At 43.1% G+C, this 17,567-nt stretch carries 17 protein-coding genes and 1 pseudogene; 2 read left to right on the top strand and 16 right to left on the bottom strand.

The window, feature by feature from the left end:
* Positions 1-175: 175 nt before the first annotated feature.
* The gene (locus AC6ESP_RS08645) at positions 176-787 is read right to left on the bottom strand and encodes a spore coat protein (RefSeq protein ID WP_497096300.1); all 612 of its coding nucleotides are present in this window, start codon (positions 785-787) and stop codon (positions 176-178) included.
* A 93-nt stretch (positions 788-880) separates the two neighbouring features.
* Here AC6ESP_RS08645 and AC6ESP_RS08640 point away from each other — a divergent pair.
* Positions 881-1,021 (top strand): annotated as a pseudogene (locus AC6ESP_RS08640) (TetR/AcrR family transcriptional regulator); the annotation flags it as partial.
* 617 nt (positions 1,022-1,638) lie between these two features.
* On the opposite strand, the gene AC6ESP_RS08635 reads toward AC6ESP_RS08640, so the two are convergent.
* From AC6ESP_RS08635 to AC6ESP_RS08570, 14 genes are all read right to left on the bottom strand, one after another.
* Entirely contained in the window at positions 1,639-1,818 is a 180-nt protein-coding gene (locus tag AC6ESP_RS08635) for a hypothetical protein (RefSeq protein WP_497096299.1), read from the bottom strand.
* Positions 1,819-1,989: 171 nt separating this feature from the next.
* A complete protein-coding gene (ppsA, locus tag AC6ESP_RS08630; RefSeq protein WP_497096298.1) occupies positions 1,990-4,605 on the bottom strand; it encodes a phosphoenolpyruvate synthase in 2,616 nt (871 codons plus the stop codon).
* 318 nt (positions 4,606-4,923) lie between these two features.
* On the bottom strand, positions 4,924-5,409 hold the full coding sequence (locus tag AC6ESP_RS08625; RefSeq protein WP_497096297.1) for a MarR family transcriptional regulator: 486 nt from the start codon (positions 5,407-5,409) through the stop codon (positions 4,924-4,926).
* A 36-nt stretch (positions 5,410-5,445) separates the two neighbouring features.
* On the bottom strand, positions 5,446-6,360 hold the full coding sequence (locus AC6ESP_RS08620; RefSeq protein ID WP_497096296.1) for a DMT family transporter: 915 nt from the start codon (positions 6,358-6,360) through the stop codon (positions 5,446-5,448).
* A gap of 101 nt (positions 6,361-6,461) precedes the next feature.
* A complete protein-coding gene (locus AC6ESP_RS08615) occupies positions 6,462-7,961 on the bottom strand; it encodes a monooxygenase (RefSeq protein WP_497096295.1) in 1,500 nt (499 codons plus the stop codon).
* An 18-nt stretch (positions 7,962-7,979) separates the two neighbouring features.
* Positions 7,980-8,384: a RidA family protein gene (locus tag AC6ESP_RS08610; RefSeq protein WP_497096294.1), complete on the bottom strand. Its 405-nt coding sequence runs from the start codon at positions 8,382-8,384 to the stop codon at positions 7,980-7,982.
* Between the two features lie 365 nt (positions 8,385-8,749).
* Positions 8,750-9,235, bottom strand: a complete 486-nt coding sequence (locus AC6ESP_RS08605) for a TetR/AcrR family transcriptional regulator (RefSeq protein WP_497096293.1) — start codon at positions 9,233-9,235, stop codon at positions 8,750-8,752.
* Between the two features lie 176 nt (positions 9,236-9,411).
* The gene (locus AC6ESP_RS08600; RefSeq protein ID WP_497096292.1) at positions 9,412-9,540 is read right to left on the bottom strand and encodes a DUF6254 family protein; all 129 of its coding nucleotides are present in this window, start codon (positions 9,538-9,540) and stop codon (positions 9,412-9,414) included.
* Between the two features lie 137 nt (positions 9,541-9,677).
* On the bottom strand, positions 9,678-10,973 hold the full coding sequence (locus tag AC6ESP_RS08595) for an MFS transporter (protein WP_497096291.1): 1,296 nt from the start codon (positions 10,971-10,973) through the stop codon (positions 9,678-9,680).
* 845 nt (positions 10,974-11,818) lie between these two features.
* On the bottom strand, positions 11,819-12,046 hold the full coding sequence (locus AC6ESP_RS08590) for a hypothetical protein (RefSeq protein WP_497096290.1): 228 nt from the start codon (positions 12,044-12,046) through the stop codon (positions 11,819-11,821).
* 516 nt (positions 12,047-12,562) lie between these two features.
* A complete protein-coding gene (locus AC6ESP_RS08585; RefSeq protein ID WP_497096289.1) occupies positions 12,563-12,817 on the bottom strand; it encodes a hypothetical protein in 255 nt (84 codons plus the stop codon).
* Positions 12,814-13,497, bottom strand: a complete 684-nt coding sequence (locus AC6ESP_RS08580; RefSeq protein ID WP_497096288.1) for a fibronectin type III domain-containing protein — start codon at positions 13,495-13,497, stop codon at positions 12,814-12,816. Before AC6ESP_RS08580 ends, AC6ESP_RS08585 begins: the two co-directional genes overlap by 4 nt.
* A gap of 18 nt (positions 13,498-13,515) precedes the next feature.
* Entirely contained in the window at positions 13,516-14,022 is a 507-nt protein-coding gene (locus AC6ESP_RS08575; protein WP_497096287.1) for a hypothetical protein, read from the bottom strand.
* Positions 14,023-14,046: 24 nt separating this feature from the next.
* Positions 14,047-14,337 carry a hypothetical protein gene (locus tag AC6ESP_RS08570; protein WP_497096286.1) on the bottom strand — a complete coding sequence of 97 codons (291 nt, stop codon included), beginning with the start codon at positions 14,335-14,337 and terminating at the stop codon, positions 14,047-14,049.
* A 491-nt stretch (positions 14,338-14,828) separates the two neighbouring features.
* Here AC6ESP_RS08570 and AC6ESP_RS08565 point away from each other — a divergent pair, with 491 nt between their 5' ends.
* Positions 14,829-15,617, top strand: coding sequence for a nucleotidyltransferase domain-containing protein (locus AC6ESP_RS08565; RefSeq protein WP_497096285.1), 789 nt, complete (start codon positions 14,829-14,831; stop codon positions 15,615-15,617).
* A gap of 124 nt (positions 15,618-15,741) precedes the next feature.
* Here the strand turns inward: AC6ESP_RS08565 and AC6ESP_RS08560 are convergent, their stop codons facing one another.
* Positions 15,742-17,478, bottom strand: coding sequence for a M12 family metallopeptidase (locus AC6ESP_RS08560; RefSeq protein WP_497096284.1), 1,737 nt, complete (start codon positions 17,476-17,478; stop codon positions 15,742-15,744).
* Positions 17,479-17,567: the final 89 nt, after the last annotated feature.

Raw genomic sequence — 17,567 nt, 5'->3', positions numbered from 1 at the left:
AAATGGAGTCACGATGAGGAATAATCATCATGACTCCATTCTGACATTCTTTATAATCACGTAGATACCTTTATTCAGTCTCTAAGCTTAGACGCAATTCGACCACAAGAGGATTGAAGCTGGATTTTCCTAAGTCCCTCCTGGAATAATATTGCGAACAAAAGTGTAGTGAGGCCTAGTGAATTGGCGGCTGCACAGACGCAGGAGAGTATCCATTTTGAATAAACTGCATGTCTTGCTGGGAAAGCTGTGGTACTTGATAATACCCATGCTTATTTTGGTATAGCGATATTTCGTAAGCCATTTCGATGCAATTGGGAATAGAATCTGCAAGAACACGACGCACTACTGGATTCGTTGTTTCGATTGCAGCCATTGTTTTTGCTGTAGCACCGGATTTCACGGAATGAAGCATGCTGCATGATATCGTATCATCATTGATTTCTGCTATTGTTTGCATTGGTTTTTTGGGTTGTGTAGGTTTCATCCCATACGTAAAATCATTTTCTTGATTCATTTTATAGCTTTGCGTCGGCTTTGAGGGATCTTGTCCGGTTTTAAAACACTCTAAAGTGATGTTATATTCATCGGCGATAAATTGCTTCTGACGTTCCAAAATGTCCCGGAGCTCTGGATCCTGCACATGTTGACTCAACATGGTGTAAGTATTCAATGTATTGATGGCCCCTCCCAAAACCTCGTGGACATCAAACATTTCGTGGCCCCCGTGGTTCAATTGCGGAGGAATCTGGCCTGTTTCAATGTTTTGATGGTTTTCGAATTGCATTCATTTACCCTCCTAAGTTCATACCTGATATTGGATTAGCATGCTTTGTCCCTGTACAGCAGCCAAGAGTATTATTAACCTCACTCCAAAAAAATATTTAATATAAATGTAAACTCGGTCGCCTTGGCATACTTCGTGACTTACGAATATGACATTTCCATTCAGGATATCGCAGACCGTGCAAACGTAAACCGCAGAACCATATATCTTCATTATCAGGACAAATACGATTTAAGAAGGGAAGATGCCAAGGGGCTCCTTCATCTATTAGAACACGGCTTCTTATTTTATGGATGGGTTCAATGTCGTATCCGCAGAGAACTATAACCAAACAAGGCGGGGACTATGTTCGAAAGAAGTCTATAGCCGGAGTACTTCTAACAGGTACTTGAGTTTCACTTATTTGTACCCCCTATAGTATGCCTTGCCAAGAACCCGTCTAGGATATTTGCCATTGGTCCGTTTTCCAACGGTCCTTTGAGCTCGTTACTAACCAGCAGCAATGCAGCTGCAGGAGGCATTTCGATCGTCCTTAGCGCTTCAATAAGGGTATTCTCTTCGTCACTGAGTCGTTTAATGAATTGCAACTCTATCGGTTCAGGTGTTATCACTAGTTTCACTCTCTTTCGGAAAAGGTGTGTCTCTCTAAGCAAACAGTGTGTGCTTTTCCTAACATCAATTGACTTATCGGGAATGTTATCAAGTCCTTATCATCGTACTTTGACAAGAGCCGCATTACTTGCGGCTCTTGTTGATAATATGTACTTGTCACCCTAGTGTTACCGCCATGAAAGTGAAGTTATAGGCTTGAAATTTACAGAGGAAGTAGTGATCATAATCTAGAAAACTGGCTATACACTCTGGCTTGGTTTCTTGCGTATGCTTGTGAGTTCAAAAGCCTCTTTATGAATCCCTAGTTCGTGGGCCTTCTTTTTTTTAATCATCATGGCCTGTTGCAAGCTGGTAGCTTGAAATTCAATTGTGGTGCCGGATGGATCCTCAAAGGTATAATAACTTTTTTTATTCGACATTTATTAAGCACCTCTAATCCTTTACTGGTCATGTTATTGGTCGCAGGTTAACTCAAATTATTGTGTCCAAGCATCCTGTTTATATACTCCAATTCAAGGTCCGAGTCACTCGACACAAGGCGGTGCCCAGTATTATCTTTTGATGCATGGAGCTATGCCGGGATCGATCACTTACAATATTTCAATGTACCCTTCAGTTCCATGCACGCGAATTCGTTGCCCGTCTTTTATCAGTTTGGTGGCGTTCTCCACTCCGACAACTGCTGGTAAGCCATATTCACGTGCGATAACAGCTCCATGGGTCATCAGCCCACCAACTTCGGTAACTAGTCCGTTAATGGATACAAACAATGGTGTCCAGCCAGGGTCAGTAAAGGAGGTGACTAATATATCTCCATCCTCTAGATCAGCCTCTTCCATGTTTAAGATGACACGTGCTCGTCCCTCAATCACACCAGAAGAAACAGGTAGACCTACAATAGCATCAGCTGGGAGATTCTCCCGTGTGTACTCACCTGCAATGATCTCACCATCAGAGGTAATAACACGTGGTGGAGTTAGCTTCTCGTATAGTTTGTACTCCTCTTTTCGTCTGCAGATGATCTGGTAATCCAGTTTATTAGTGCGAACGACTTCGTGAAGCTCTTCAAAAGTGAGATCGTATATATCTTCTCTCTCATGAATAACGCTTTCTCGTACGAGTCGATCGGCTTCTTTCAGTAAAGCCAGCTTATAAACAAAGTAGCGATTAATCATGCCGTATTTTGGATATTCCCGGTAACCGATGAAATTGCGAATTAGGTCGATCATTCGTTTTGTTTCTTTGGCTTTTTGTTCACCATCCGGTAATTGCTTCAATCGATCTAATAACTCTTGTTCTCTTTCTAAAGCTTCCTGCAGCCCTTGCTCATATTTCCGTTTTCCAGCATTAGGCTGAAAGTTCTTAATGTTACCGAGAATCATCGGGACAAGTGTACTTGGTTTTTCAATCCAACGAGCTCTAGTCATGTCAATTTCTCCGGCACATCGCATTCCGTATTTATTAAGATAAGCATAGATAGCGTCTTGGGTTTCCTGTCCCCCATCAAACGTAATGAGCTCATCCAAAAAGTTATCATCCTTTACATGCTGCAAATAATCGATTACTTCTGGATATGGACGAATCACATCTGCGACATCCAATAGTGCCAGACCCATTTCTGAAGTAATATTGTTTGCTACAGATTGAGAGAGTGTATCTGCTGCGTTGTGTTCACCTAACCACATGTTCATTTTTTCATTGATCCAAGATGAAGCATCCATTGCAGCCATTATTACACCCGAACTTTGTGGGTCGAACAACATCTTTTTTAATTGCTGCATGTCTTCTAGAATAAAATCAAATAAATCTGATCCTGATTTCGTTTGGATGTATTGTTTCAACTCTTCTATAGATGTTTGACTCTTATTAATGAGATCAGAAACAATTGCTGGATCGAATTCGACCTGTGCTTGATAACCCGGAGAGGGTACACCTTTATTGCTTTTACCAGGACTCGGTGCTGTAGTTTCAATTGGTGACGATTTGATAAAATCTTCACGCTCTACGATGGTCATGAGTGCATCTTTTATGAGCGGATCGGATTTTCCCAAAGCATCTATTATCATCTTTCCATTGTCAGGTGAAGCCAGATGATGTGTGATATCAACAAATAACCTTCCGCCTGCTACATGCATAGGTGCAGGAGTCGTTAACAGGTAGAATGACAATCCTAGTGATTTCATGGGATCGGTCATCATTTGTTGGTGACCTACAGATACATACACGTGATTTTCTTGATCCTTCGCTTCAGGGATGGGATATAAAGTCGTGATTGGACGACTCTGAACAATATGAAAAGTATCATGGGCCAAACACCATTCGATATCCTGAGGGAAGCCGAAATGTTCTTCGATCTGTCTTCCGATTCGTGCCAGTTGTAGAATTTGATGTTCAGTAAGTGTTTGTGTCTTTTGCTGATCGGGATCAATCTGTCGGGTCTCTGTTCCTCCTTCTTGTCGTCCATAGATAGCCAATTTTTTGGTTGCTAGCTTCTTCTCGACGATTTCCCCCTCGCGAACTTTATAACAATCGGCAGATACCAAGCCAGAGACCAGTGCTTCTCCGAGTCCATAACTGGCATCAATTGATAGTAGCTTTCGGTTGGAAGTCATCGGATCAGCGGTAAATAAAATTCCCGAAGCCTGTGGGAAAACCATCCTTTGAACGATAACGGATAAATAAACGTGACTATGGTCAAATCCATTTTGCATACGATAGATTACCGCGCGATCCGTGAATAGGGAAGCCCAACATTTGCTGATATGCTGCAAGATGGCTTCTTTGCCGATGATATTTAAATAGGTATCTTGTTGACCAGCAAAAGACGCATGTGGTAAATCTTCAGCAGTCGCACTAGAACGCACTGCATAAGCATGTTCCTCGCCAAACTGAGAGAGATAACGGGTAACTTCATTCACAACATCGGATGGTAATTCTACTTCCATAATGTTTTGTCGAATCTTCCTACATATTTCACCAATTTGATCTCGATCTTTTACTTTTAGCATGGTTAGTTGATCCAACAAAGCATCATACATTTCGTTTTGTTCGATGGCTTTTTGATAGCCCACGGTAGTAACACAAAATCCTTCTGGAACTTGTATGCCTTGAATTTTTGATAACTCCCCTAACTTCAGCCCTTTCCCACCAACGAGCGACAGCTGCGTTTTTTCAATTTCTTGAAAACCGAGAACCAAAAAACTCATTCAATATCTCTCCTAACTATTAAATTGAGAAAAGCATTTGACAAGAGTTCACCGGGATGCTACAATTAAATTGTAAGATACATAAACTATGTCTTTTTAATGAAATTAGACTTAATCTGATTATATCAGCCTGCCTGTTTATATGCAATTCAAAAAGAACCTGATGAAACTATCCAGGTTCTTTTTTGCTATTACTGCCAATGACTTGGAGATCAGAAAGGCTGCCCCATCAGGATCTTTGTTCAAATACTTGCGTTGACACGATGCCGCGCAATGCCGCTATCCGGACCTTACTCGCTCCTAGACCTCACAAATTGCTTAATAATCCCATTCTGCCAAGTCTTGCATTAGGTTTCTCGCAAAATAGAGCTGTTCATCTGTGTATTTATCCAAAAACTTCATAAATCGTTCTTCTATCTCATGATGGATTTGATTGTGAATAAGATAAACTTTTTGGCCTTTTGGAAGTAAGCTGTAATAAACTTCTTTTTTGTTATCATTAATCTGCTGTTTTTTTACCAGCTCGAGCTTCAACAGTTTTTTACTTATTCTTGTTATTGAACCTTTGGTCAATCCGGTTTTTTCGGAAATTGAGGTTACATTTATCGGGGAGAAATCTCCGATACATGCAATTAGGTGAATATCCGACAGAGTCAGATTGCTCTTTTCACCAAGCTCCTTTTCAAACTTTTCCATTTCTTCGCGCATCCGGACTGCCAACTTGCTATCTCTTATTTCCTGTTGACTTACAAGATGAATAAAGTTTTTGAATATCCATAGTTTAGAAAGCTCTGTTGGCTGCATTCGTCTCGTCTCCTCTATGCATGACTCTCCTCTCCATTATACATGATTGTTTTGAGAAAAACATTCGGATCGGCTTCGTTTCGGAGTCTTAGTTGACCAAATAATTCCGCAAATAGTCACAAAAACACCAACTAGTTGAGCCGTACCTATGCTTTCTCCTGTTAAGGCGGAGATAGCCATCGTTGAGATGGGAACGATATTAAAGAATAGAGACGTTTTATTAGCCCCGATACGAGATATACCTTGATTCCACCATAAATAAGCGAGTACAGAACAAAATAAAGCCATAAAGATCACGGCTATCCACGCTAACATGACCTTAGCTGAAGTGGCTTCCCCCGTCGTAAAAGAAGAGTAAGGCAGAAAAAACAATGCACCTACAGCCATTGTTATGGCGGTTGTTGCAAGGGGCGAACCGCTGCTGACGTATTTTTTGCCGAGGACACCATACAAAGACCAGAGAATGGTTGCAAGCCACACGTATAAGTCTCCTTTCGAGATCAGCTCCAGTGTTGTCAGCGATCCGTTCGTAAGAACTAATAAGACTCCTAACAATGAGAACACGATTCCTCCAAGTTGGCGTAAGTTAATTTTCTCTTTCAATAAGAAAACAGATAGGCAAATCGTAAGCAGCGGATTGGTAGCCGTTATTAATGATGTATTGATGGGGCTTGTAGCCTCTAACCCTTTAAACAAGAAAATATTCATTAAGAAGATCCCGATGATCCCCATCAGGAGATAAATCAAAGCATAGGGTTTTATCGATGACCAGGTGGGTCGCTCCTTTACCAAGTACACAGCGAGAATGATCACACCAGCTATAATAAATCGCCAAGCTGCCACTTGAGTCGGGCTCATCACTTCGATCGCAAGCTTTCCGGCGTTAAAGTTTGCTCCCCAAAAAATGGCTGATAATGTGAGCGTAAGGTAAATAACTGGAACTTTCTTCATAAGGACTCCCCCAATTAAAAAGCATCTGCCCGGAAAGCCTTGATTAAAATGCTTCCGGGCAGAATATTGTTTTTCAAAAAACAATATAGGCAGAAAAAGGTTTAACCTCTGCAGATTTGCTTCATGCCTTGCTCAATTCGTTTAATTAAACCAGCTTCGGTTGCAGTGATTGCCCATGCAATATATCCGTCCGGTCGAATCAACGCAGTGTGCACATCTTCCCAGCCTTTGGCTTGATCAGCCAAAATTGCACTTATGAATTTGAAATGTTGGTGATGCAGATTACTAACTATGACTTCTGTAATTTTATCCGAAGCTAGATTCAATAATATATATTTACCATCACGGAATAGCTCATAACTGCTGAAGACATCGCCATTCTGTGAAAGCAATTTAATCTCAGCAAGTCGGCTGCCATTCAGAAGATGTGACGATACATCCTCTTGTATGTTGTAATGAACATCCACGGCCGCAATTTGACTAGCTAAGCGATAATTAGCGTCCGGGCTTTGCAATAGATCCGAAATCAATCTGCGAAGATGTATCGTTGTAGATGAAAAATCGGTGCCGAACAATAAGGTTTGTATTCTTGTATTACGAAGCAATGCTGTATTAACGGGGAACCGTTCTGAGTGGTAACTGTCCAGCAATCCCTCGGGAGCCCACCCTTTCACTTCGGCAGCTAGTTTCCATCCAAGATTCATGGCTTCTTGCAAGCCCACATTCATTCCTTGTCCGCCGGCAGGGAAATGAATATGAGCAGCATCCCCCGCAAGGAACAGTCTTCCTTCCCTATAACGCTCTGCTTGACGGGTTGCATTGCCGAATCGAGTCATCCAGTAGGGATCAGAAATCCCGTAGTCATCGCCTAACATGTGGATCATTCCCGAGCGCAGTTCTTCCAAAGTGACGGACTGCTCCTTCGGTATCGATGTTCTACGCGGATCGATAAAGACGACACGGTGCAGCTCCTTCGAGACGGGAACAATCATAATCATTCCTTTTTCATTAAAACTGGAAACGACACTCGTTTTCGGCGGATTTTTGAGTACGACATCGCCTTGAACTGCAGTAAGTGTTGCATCCGTGCCGTTGAACGCAATGTTGGCTTGTTTTCGCACAATACTGCCTGCTCCGTCGGAGCCAATCGTATATGCTGCTGTTAATGTAATTTGGCCGGTAGCTCCGGAAGCAACAACCTCAACAGAATCAGAGCTCTGAGTCACCGATAATACTTCCATTCCGCGGCGAATATCGGCGCCAAGTTCCAGCGCTCTCAGTTCTAGTACCTTTTCCGTTTCCGACTGGGCGATAAACAAGGAATAATTAGAGGAAGAGTCGATGACTGTAAAGTCCAACCGAGTTTCCAGGCCTGCAAAATGGCCTGAAGGGAGCGGTTTTCCAATCTTCAACAATTCCGATTTCAATCCCCGCAAGTCCAAAATCTCTAATGTACGGGGATGGATGCTAAGCGCACGAGAGTAAGGCGTAGTGGCTTCTAGCTTTTCCAATACGCAAACCTTAACATCAGCCAATGCGAGTTCCCCAGCCAACATCATTCCCACTGGTCCTCCACCGATTACAATAACGTCATAATTCATGTCTTTTTTGCTCCTCTCTTAGTTAGAAATGGATACGATTGCATCGACTTCAACTAACCATTCCTCGAACCCAAGCGCCTGAACGCCTATAAAGGTACTTGCCGTAAGCGGCCATTGGTCACCGAATACTTCAAAGCCGGCTTTAAAGATCGAATCAACCAACTCGGGCTTATGGTTAACGACATGGATTTTCATTTGAACAATATTCTCTGGGCAAGCTGCAATAGCTTCCAATGCGAGCTTTAAGTTAATAAACACTTGCTTTGCCTGCAGCCCGTAGTCCCCTTCTCCGATAAGCTCTCCCTTTTCATTCAATGCAACTTGCCCGGAAATAAAGGCTAACGTAGAAACGGGAGCAACGACGATCTGTGAAATTAAGCTCGTTACTGTACTCGTTAGAGTATTGGGATTTATTCTCTTCATATGAAAACCTCCAATTTGATTTTTTGCAAAACAAAATTTCTGCACTGAATAATGTTTTACGCGAAACAATTATATGGTATCATCACGGTTAATATATTGCAATAACAATGATAGATATAGTTTTACAAAAAACAATCGGATTGAAAATTTGTCATAAAAAAAGCCGCAATAAATGCGACTTCTGGGACAACGTCTGTACTGTTATCTGCGGGCATATATGAGTTACCAAGCGCTTATCAACGCTTGATCTTTCTTCAATGGCAACGATTAGTGACTACTCCTCTAATTGTGTTGAATCAAAAATCCCAAAAACACTTCTGCTGTAGGGTAGATATATCCCTCATGAAAGCTTCGGCTCGTAAATGCTACCCCTTGAAAAATACTCTAATAAAATAGGCATAGCTTCGAGAATCTCCTAGTTTGAAGTACCCTCGTTTCTGTCCGGCAAGAATTATATCCGATAGGCAATCGATGAGTTTTATCATTGAATTCCGGACAGTATCCTTCAGATCCGGGTTCAGCACTTTATCGGAAAAGCTGTGGATTTGACTAATAAGAAATAGTCCATCGGTTGAAGAGGAATCTTCTTGGAGGTTATCCAGCAAGAACGTTGTGGTCTTTATCAAAATCTCTTTTTCATTACCCTCTTGTTTAAATAGCTCTGCAATACGTTCTAATCCAGGAATCGAAATCTCAATCAGTCTGCCCATAATTTCTTCTTTGGTAGCAAAGTAACGATAAGCTAATCCTTTACTAAGGCCTGCATCATCCGCGATGTCCTGCATCGTTGTTTTGGCAGATGTTATATTTTCTATTATCCTGTTGTTAGAAGTAGGCTTGGATTCTATCACTTACTTGGTTCATCGAGATTCCTCCCATTTTTTCATAAAGTACCTTTTAATAATAAATGACTGAATATATATTCAATATATTTTATTGTATAGAATTGTAAATACCTATCAGCCAGTATATAAAGCTCTGGATTATAGTAGACTGCCGGAGAAACCTTCTCCGACAGTCTTTCATCTTAATGCGTAGTATGCTTCTCTTCATATTCGCTGGACAATTCCTTAAGCGATTTGATTTTACCATGGGGATGCTGTTCTTGCTTTCGTGACTTCCAGGCAGCTTCCTGCCTTTTCTTCTGGTCAGCCATTAAAGGTATCCTCCTCTGGGAATTGAGATGTATACTACTTCTATATGATGTCATTCATGAGCTATGTTAATTCATAAAATTTTGGGTTTATAGTCTTAACAGACATGTGTTTTTTAGTAGCTTCTCTTACAGCTAGCTTATTGTTTATTTCGTGACCATACGATAACCGGAATCAAAAGCAAGGCTAAGAATCCTCCTGCCAAGGAGAGTGTAGAGAAGCTGGATTGAGCTACAACCATGCCGGACAATACGCCGCCTGAAGCACCTGCCAACGCTATCAGAACATCAACTGTACCTTGCGTTTTCGCGCGAATTTGCGGAGGTGTTGCCTCAATTATAGCAGCTGTTCCACTAATTAACCCGAAATTCCATCCCAATCCGAGCAGCGCAAGCGCGAGAATAAGTAAACCCATTGAATCACCAGGCGCATAAGCGGCCAAGAGCCCTGCGAACAGCAAGGTAACTCCAGAGGCGTAGGAAACAAGCGTACGACCATATCTATCAACTAGGAATCCTGTTATCAAGGAAGGCAAGTACATAGCAGCCACGTGAATGCCAATTACGATTCCTACCTCCCCCAGCCCATGGCCATGATGCTTCATGTGTACCGGAGTCATGGTCATAACTGCAACCATAACAATTTGCGTCAATACCATCATTGTTGCACCAACAACGATACCTGTCTTATTAACGCTAACCTGCGATCCCCCTGCTTGTGTCATGCCTTCTTGACTCTCTCGAGCATGCTGCGCTTCCGCAATTGCTTTGGCTATTATGAATGGATCAGGCCGAAGGAAAATAAGGAGTACCAATCCAGCAATAATATAAGCTGCAGCCGCGAGCATGAATGGCCCTGACAACTCAGGAGCCCCTATTGACGCTGCCCATTTGCCAGTTATCGTTACTAAGTTCGGTCCTGCAACCGCGCCAAAAGTCGTAAATACCATGGCAAGGCTTATTGCCTTAGCACGCTGATTCGGAAGCGCCAGGTCTGTACCAGCATATCTTGCCTGCAAGTTAGTAGCGGTACCTGCCCCATAGATCAATAAGGAAAGGAAAAGCAGCGGGACGTTGTCGAGAACAGCGGACAACACAACTCCAAGTGCGCCCAATCCTCCCCCAAGAAATCCAGCAGCTAACCCGGTACGACGTCCCAGCCGCTGGGATAGTTGACCTACCATTAGCGCAGCTCCAGCAGAACCTAGAGTAAATAATGCAGCTGGAACTCCTGCAAAGCTGTCCGTCCCCAGCATATCTTGTGCCAGCAATGCCCCTACCGTGATGCCCGCTGCCAGACCTGCTCCGCCAAATATTTGAGACGCAATAACGATCATTAATGTTTTTTTATGCAATCGACGCTGTTTTTCAGGCGATTCCACATACTCTTGTAATAGTTCTCTTTTCTTTGCAACACTTGCATTGTGTTCTGCCATATGTGAGTACTCCTTCTTTATATTCAATTCTATTGAATATTTATTTTGACCCAATGAAAAAGCTATACGCACGTTCACTGATAATCATACGAAAAAACAAGTTAAATATTCGTTAATGGGCCATGGTCTGATACTCCAGATATTCAAGTACATCTTCCTCTAAACGAAATGGTTGAAATCCCTCTTGTTGCATGATTTCTACAGCTTCAGCCGAGTAAATGCAATAAGGGACAGTTTGATCGGCTTCATTAACGTTCTCGCTTCCTATGCACAACTGAATGCCCAATTTTCTCCGAAATATCAAATGCCCCATTCAAAATTATTAATCTATGAATATGTTAGATTATCAGAAAGAGAGGAGATGATTTGAATGGGATTCGGATATGATAAAAAGAAAAAGGTTACTGTTATTTTTGTTAAACCTGGCCAAAAAGTTCTTATTATCGGCAAGAAGCGTAACAAGAAACATTATTGTTAAGTTAGTGGGGGAGCGCTTGATCATTCAAGCGCTCTACATACCTCTTATATTCATTCAGATACCTTAAACAGCTCCATTTGGTTAATCGCTCTATTCATTGTGTTCCTATTAATAAAAAACTACAAAATGGAAATTAATATACAGAGGTGATAGATACGGATGTTTTTTAACACTGCTTTGGATTTTATCACATCATCTCAAAACACGAGTCAATGAGGATTACATAACGAAATCAACGAACGTAGGTGAATGTTACAACCCCCGTTTATTATAGAAGCATAAAGGACGGGCTACCCCTGAATGGGTAACCCGTCTTTATTGTTGCAGCTTCCAGTATTGTATTTTTTCTCTAGTGGCGTTACGCCATTCACTTTCCGGCTATCTTCAGATTTTCGGAATCGTAATTCTCTCTGATATGATCAATAAGTCGTTTAATCGTGCTGAAAACAAACTCATCTTCACTAAGATTACGGTTATATTTGATAACACAAGATCCTTCACTACCATGTTTTTCAAGATGCTCTAAATCCAAATCAATATATAATAGAGGAACACTCTTCTTTCTTTTTATAAATATATTAATGATTGATTTCAACAATTCAGTTCACCTCTCTTATATCTTTACATAATATTTTATATTCCCAAAATTGTATAGAATGGAATAGTATAAAATTCTTGCCTTGTGCCATTCCGTTTCAGATAGTGTGTATCGTCTTCATATAACATGAGATATTGGTTTAACCTGCTCCTTAATAAAGAAAATGAGCAGCCGCCGTAGCGAACTGCTCATTGTTACATCTATAGTTACTGACGAATGTTAAGGTCGTCCAGTTTCGAATTTGAGGATTCAATGATTACCGCTGGAGCCCATCTCTACATTCGCACCGTGAAGTATGATGGTCCCAGTGGTGAAGGCTGAACCTCTTTACAGGTTAAGCTGCAGGCTCTTGCCCAATCCGGCAGCTTAACTACAATGTCCGTTATCCCAATCTGCCGTAAGCTCCACTCTCAACAATCCCATTTCCCGATTCCAAGATAACGCCACTTTTCCTGTGTGGAACCTCCAATCGGACAGACTTCCCCGCTTCCAACGACCAGGTAGTGCAGGGAGTCAATTAATAAGACTGCCCGATACCTGAAGCAGTTGCTCCTGCACCTCATTCACCCAACCCATATTAGCGTCCAATTGCACTGGAGCCGTACACATTTGCATCGACACGCCCATTCCACGCCAGTCATTGTGGAGCGTGAACAGATTAGGCAGCAGACTCGATCTTGAGAGAATATCCAGACAATTCAAGGAGCGGTCGCCATCTCCCATACGTGCATAAATAGCAGCCAAATTCGGGTCTCTCTCGTTCGTCACCTCTTGTCCAGGGAAAACGGGATAGTTTCAGGTGCTGCTGCTCTGTATATATTGTAACTTGTGGTGCTGTGCGCAGCTGTCCAGTCAAGCCCCACGCTAAGGCTCTTTGCCTTTGTAACGGCTAACTCAGTAGGCATAGGTGGAACGGGCTGCGCGGGATCAAAAGTAACCACCTCTACAATATCGGAGGCTGGAGATTCACCTCCGGCATTCAATGCTGTCACTTTATACTGATAAGTAATCCCTTGAACGATCGCAGTATCCTCATATGCAGTCGTTGCAGAGCTGGCAACAGCTTTAAACACATCGCTTACAGAAGAGGATCGATAGATGAGATAAGAAGCCGCATCGCTCACCGGCGACCAATTCAGCGAAACAGATTCGCCTGATGCGAAACCTGCCGTAACGCCGGAAGGACCGTCTGCAGGAGGTTCCGTTTGCGGATTTGTCGGCTTAAGGATAACATAATAGCTGCCTTTCGAGGTATTTCCATTCGCCCCCATCGTTACCAATGAACCTGCAGAATAATGTTTTTTGTATAGCCGGTACAGCACTGGCTGGTCGTCTGCAATAGTCTCCCCCGTAACCTCGTAGGCTGATAACCAATCAGGAATCTCAGTAATCCTCGTATCGTAGACCACATATACATCCGCATCTGCAGCCAGATGGAAGGAGAGCAAGTCACTGCTTGTAGCGCTTCAAGATTCCATCGCCGCCCAAATCCATTCCATGCCTATCAGCGCATCCGGTATAGTTACGAACTTGTACATTTTGGAGCCAGTCGTTCGATCTCCGTACTCCACGTCGCCAGGCTGTAAATTGTACTGAACCAACCATTTGGATGCATTTACCCCTCCGTTTTTACTATTGTCGTTAAGGACGACATTTCTGACCCATTGCCCGTCCATACTAGCTATTGGTGTTGGAACAGGCGTTGGTGTCGGCTCCACTGGCGGTATGAATGGCGGACCGGACCATACGGCCGGGGTTAACGGATAATTCTCGGGAAATCCAGAGATAGCTAGCTCATTTAAATAATCTTCAAGATGGGTATAGCCATCTCCATTGCTATCCCCATTTCTGTCGCTCGGATATCCACCTACATCATTCTCATGTCCAATAATCGCTCCGGTCTGATTCCTTACATCATCAATAATGCGTTGATCAACTGCATCCCTTGCCAAAGACGAACCGGAGTGATTCAAAACATGATTATACGCTGCTTCCGGTTATTCCGTATGGACGAGGGGATATTCGAATCGCTCTGGAACAATAAGGCTAGGCCTGTCAGCCTCCATCCCATCGCTGCAGTCATAGAACCGAATATTGTTAGACCTGATGGTTACGCCATCCCCCGGCGCAGTCTGCCCCGCTATGGTGATATTGGATTTATTTCTTACTATAATCTGGGGAGTAGTAATTTCTCCCGAGATGTCGAATACGATGGTGCGAGGCGTGTCCCCCACTGTTGTAAGTGCATCATAGAATGTACCTAGCAGCATATCTGAAGCCTTTTGCACCTGGGAATGCCGGCAGTACGGTGCTTGCAGCCTTAGCTGTGGGATTCTGGAGCGGGAATAAAGAAAAACACAAAACCATACAAAGAACTTGTGCCAAAAGCTTCTTCATCTTGCACCTCCAAAGTAATCGCTTACAAAATACTAGTTGACTATCCATCCTCTAACCGTCTCTTCCCGAAGCTAATAATGGTGCTGCGTCTACATCATCTCTACTCCCCCTCGGCGTATATAGTCAGGGTCATCATAGCCCTATTGAAGAGGTGGTTCAATGGATACATCCTCTAGCGAATGCACAATTCCGATAATGGATTAAAATTAGAGAAATTGTGTATATCTGTAGTGATTGGATTACATAAATAAGCTGCATGGAGAACGCGTCCCCTTTGGTTTGCAATCAATTATCTAATTGAACAGAAAAGACTATAGAAGTATTCCTTATGTTCGATTAAGGTTAAGGTGAGAGTGCTAAGAAAAGAAAGTGAGGCGAGAATTTGTTTACACATCATAAACAATCGCTTGATAAGCTTATCGAAGTGCTGCAATCCGACCCTACTCTAACTGCTGTGATTACAGGCGGCTCCATTGCACATGGTACAGCAAGAGAGACTTCGGATATTGATGTTTATTTGCTCGTTACAGATGATGAATTTGATAAGCGTAAACAAACGAATTCTTTATTCTACATCAACCATGATGTATGCAATTATGAGGGCGGTTACATTGACGGTAAAATGATTAATAGGCTGTTTCTTGAGCTTGCAGCGGAGAAAGGTAGCGAGCCGACACGTGCATCCTTTGTTGGTTCTGAAGCTATTTACTCCACAATGCCAGATTTACAGGAGTTGCTTGACAGAATTCCGATTTATCCCGAACACAATCGAATCAGCAACATTAGAGATTTTCAAGCGCAGGTAATGCTCTACGGTTATTATTTTGCCAAAGAAGGCGCCACGAAGAACAACCCTTACTTACTAACACATGCCGTTAACAATCTGGTCCTATTCAGTAGTCGAATCATTTTAGCTCATAATCGCCTATTGTTTCCTTGTCATAAGGACATGATGGCAGCTGTGGAGCAAGCGCCAGAGAAGCCTGACAACTTCAACAAACTTGCCAATCAACTGCTGTTACATCCCAATTATGAGCAATGTAAGGAATTGACTGATCATATATTAGCATTTAGACCATTAGAAATATCGTTCGAGCAGGCAGTGAGCCTTTTTGTTCAAAACAATGAATGGAACTGGCTGGATCAGGCTCCTCCTGTGCAAGACAGATAAATCAGCTGCTCCCTCCTACACAGGTATCTCCCCTAGCAGAGTTGCTGTTCGTACCATCTAAGTCAAAAAGCCAACCGACATGACATTAGTCATGCGGTTGGCTTCTCTATTTGGTCAGTTCTTGCTATTTATATATGGTAAAAATAAAATGCGTCTCCCCATTATCGCCAGTCACACCTGCCAAGGCAGGCACAGAACCTTCGATAGGTAATACCCAATCTAGAGGAACAGCTGCTTGCCAGTCTCTATCCGCACTACGAATAGTATGACGGACCTTCCCATCCTCAGTAGTAAGGAAGAAATGAGTTTGCCCATTAGTACCGGAACATCCACCTACTGCGATGACTCGTTTATCAAGCTGCAGTATCTTTTTTCCAAGATCGTCTACAAGAGTCCAGTCTCCCTTCGCTGAACGACGAGTGAAATATAGGTTTCCTTTGTTCGTAGTGAAGACAAATTGAATCTCTCCATTCACTCCCGCAGCACCTGCTACAGAGGTGACGACCCCTGAAAATCTAAGCTCCGTTGCAAGATTGCTCAATTGGTGCCAGCTTCCGTCAGCACGCCGGATGGTATGCCACAGCTTTCCGTCATTTGTAGTAAACACAAAATGCGTGGTTCCAAAGGTACCATGGGTTCCACCGAGAGCTACGACAGTACCGGGCACATTATTGATGGCTTGCAGATCGCCAAGTGGCTGCCAGCTGCCATTCGATTGACGGACGGTGTACCATAGATGGCCATCGCTAGTAGCAATAATGAATGGTGCGGTTCCATCTGCACCGGCCGCTCCTGCGACTGCCGCCACACCTGAAGTAATATTAAACTCGTCTGAAAGACTTACCGCACCTGACCAGCTGCCATTAGCATAGCGAATGGCGTGCAGCCATTCTCCCAAGTGCGTGACAAAAGAGAATTGAGTATGTCCATCTACACCTCTTGCTCCAGCTACAGAGATGATCCTCCCTTGAATGTCTAATAGGCCCGTCGGATCATCTAAGGGCTGCCAGCTTCCATCTGAATAACGCACGGTGTGCATGAGGTGTCCACTTAGAGGAGCTTTGGGATATCTTAGCGATACGAATTCCATATCCGTAGCGTCAATATCTCTGCCTCCAGCGATTGCAATGCCATTCTTCATAATGGACGCTGGCAGCTTGTAGCACATGATGGAGTTAGGGTCCGTTGCTATTGTTTTAGTAACCAGGCTCTGATTAAGAGGGGTAAGTACCTGCTGCGTCGTCTTATCAGCTGGCCAATTGTTAGGGGGTGCTCCGAAATACGCAATGGCCTTAGCAGAATCAATCAGATTAACAATCTCAGCGCGGGTATGCTCGTGAGGAAAACCAAGCGTATGGCCAGTCTCATGACGAACGACACGTCGGAATTCGGATTCCGGCGTATCCATACTGAAGCCTTGAAGATTCATCGTGGCATGTTCAGGCTTGATCAGGAGAATATCGGTTCCGACATAGGACCAGTATCCAGTATTCTCGAAGCTAATACGAACCTGCGGATCGCTAGAGGAAGCCGTAAAACGGATGTTTCCGTTCACACCCCATGCATTCATGTGGCTGATTATCCGTGCTTGCAAATCTGCCGATGGATTGCCGAAGAAGCCTACAGTTAGGTTTGCCCCATTTCTACCCCAGTATTTCGACGTGATTAAGGCCAATTTGATAGGATTGGATTGCTCGACCTTGGATAACAGCTTCAATTGGTGAGCCTTCGGCGCATTCTCCGGATTAATCTCAATTGCCTTCGCAGCCGCTGCTAACTGAAGTTCTGCAGGTAGCTCCTCGAGGGTACACATAATTACATCAGATGACTCCGCTCTTCTGGATGGGTTATTACTGTTCAATAGCTGACACCTCCAGTACAAATATCATTTTACAATTGCAGGTCAGATTCCAGTTTTATGTAGATAAACTATACCTTTTCTACAGGGAC

It is taken from the genome of Paenibacillus xinjiangensis (assembly GCF_059686975.1).
The sequence above is the reverse complement of the archived record's forward strand: the minus strand, read 5'-3'. Positions and strand labels throughout refer to the sequence as shown.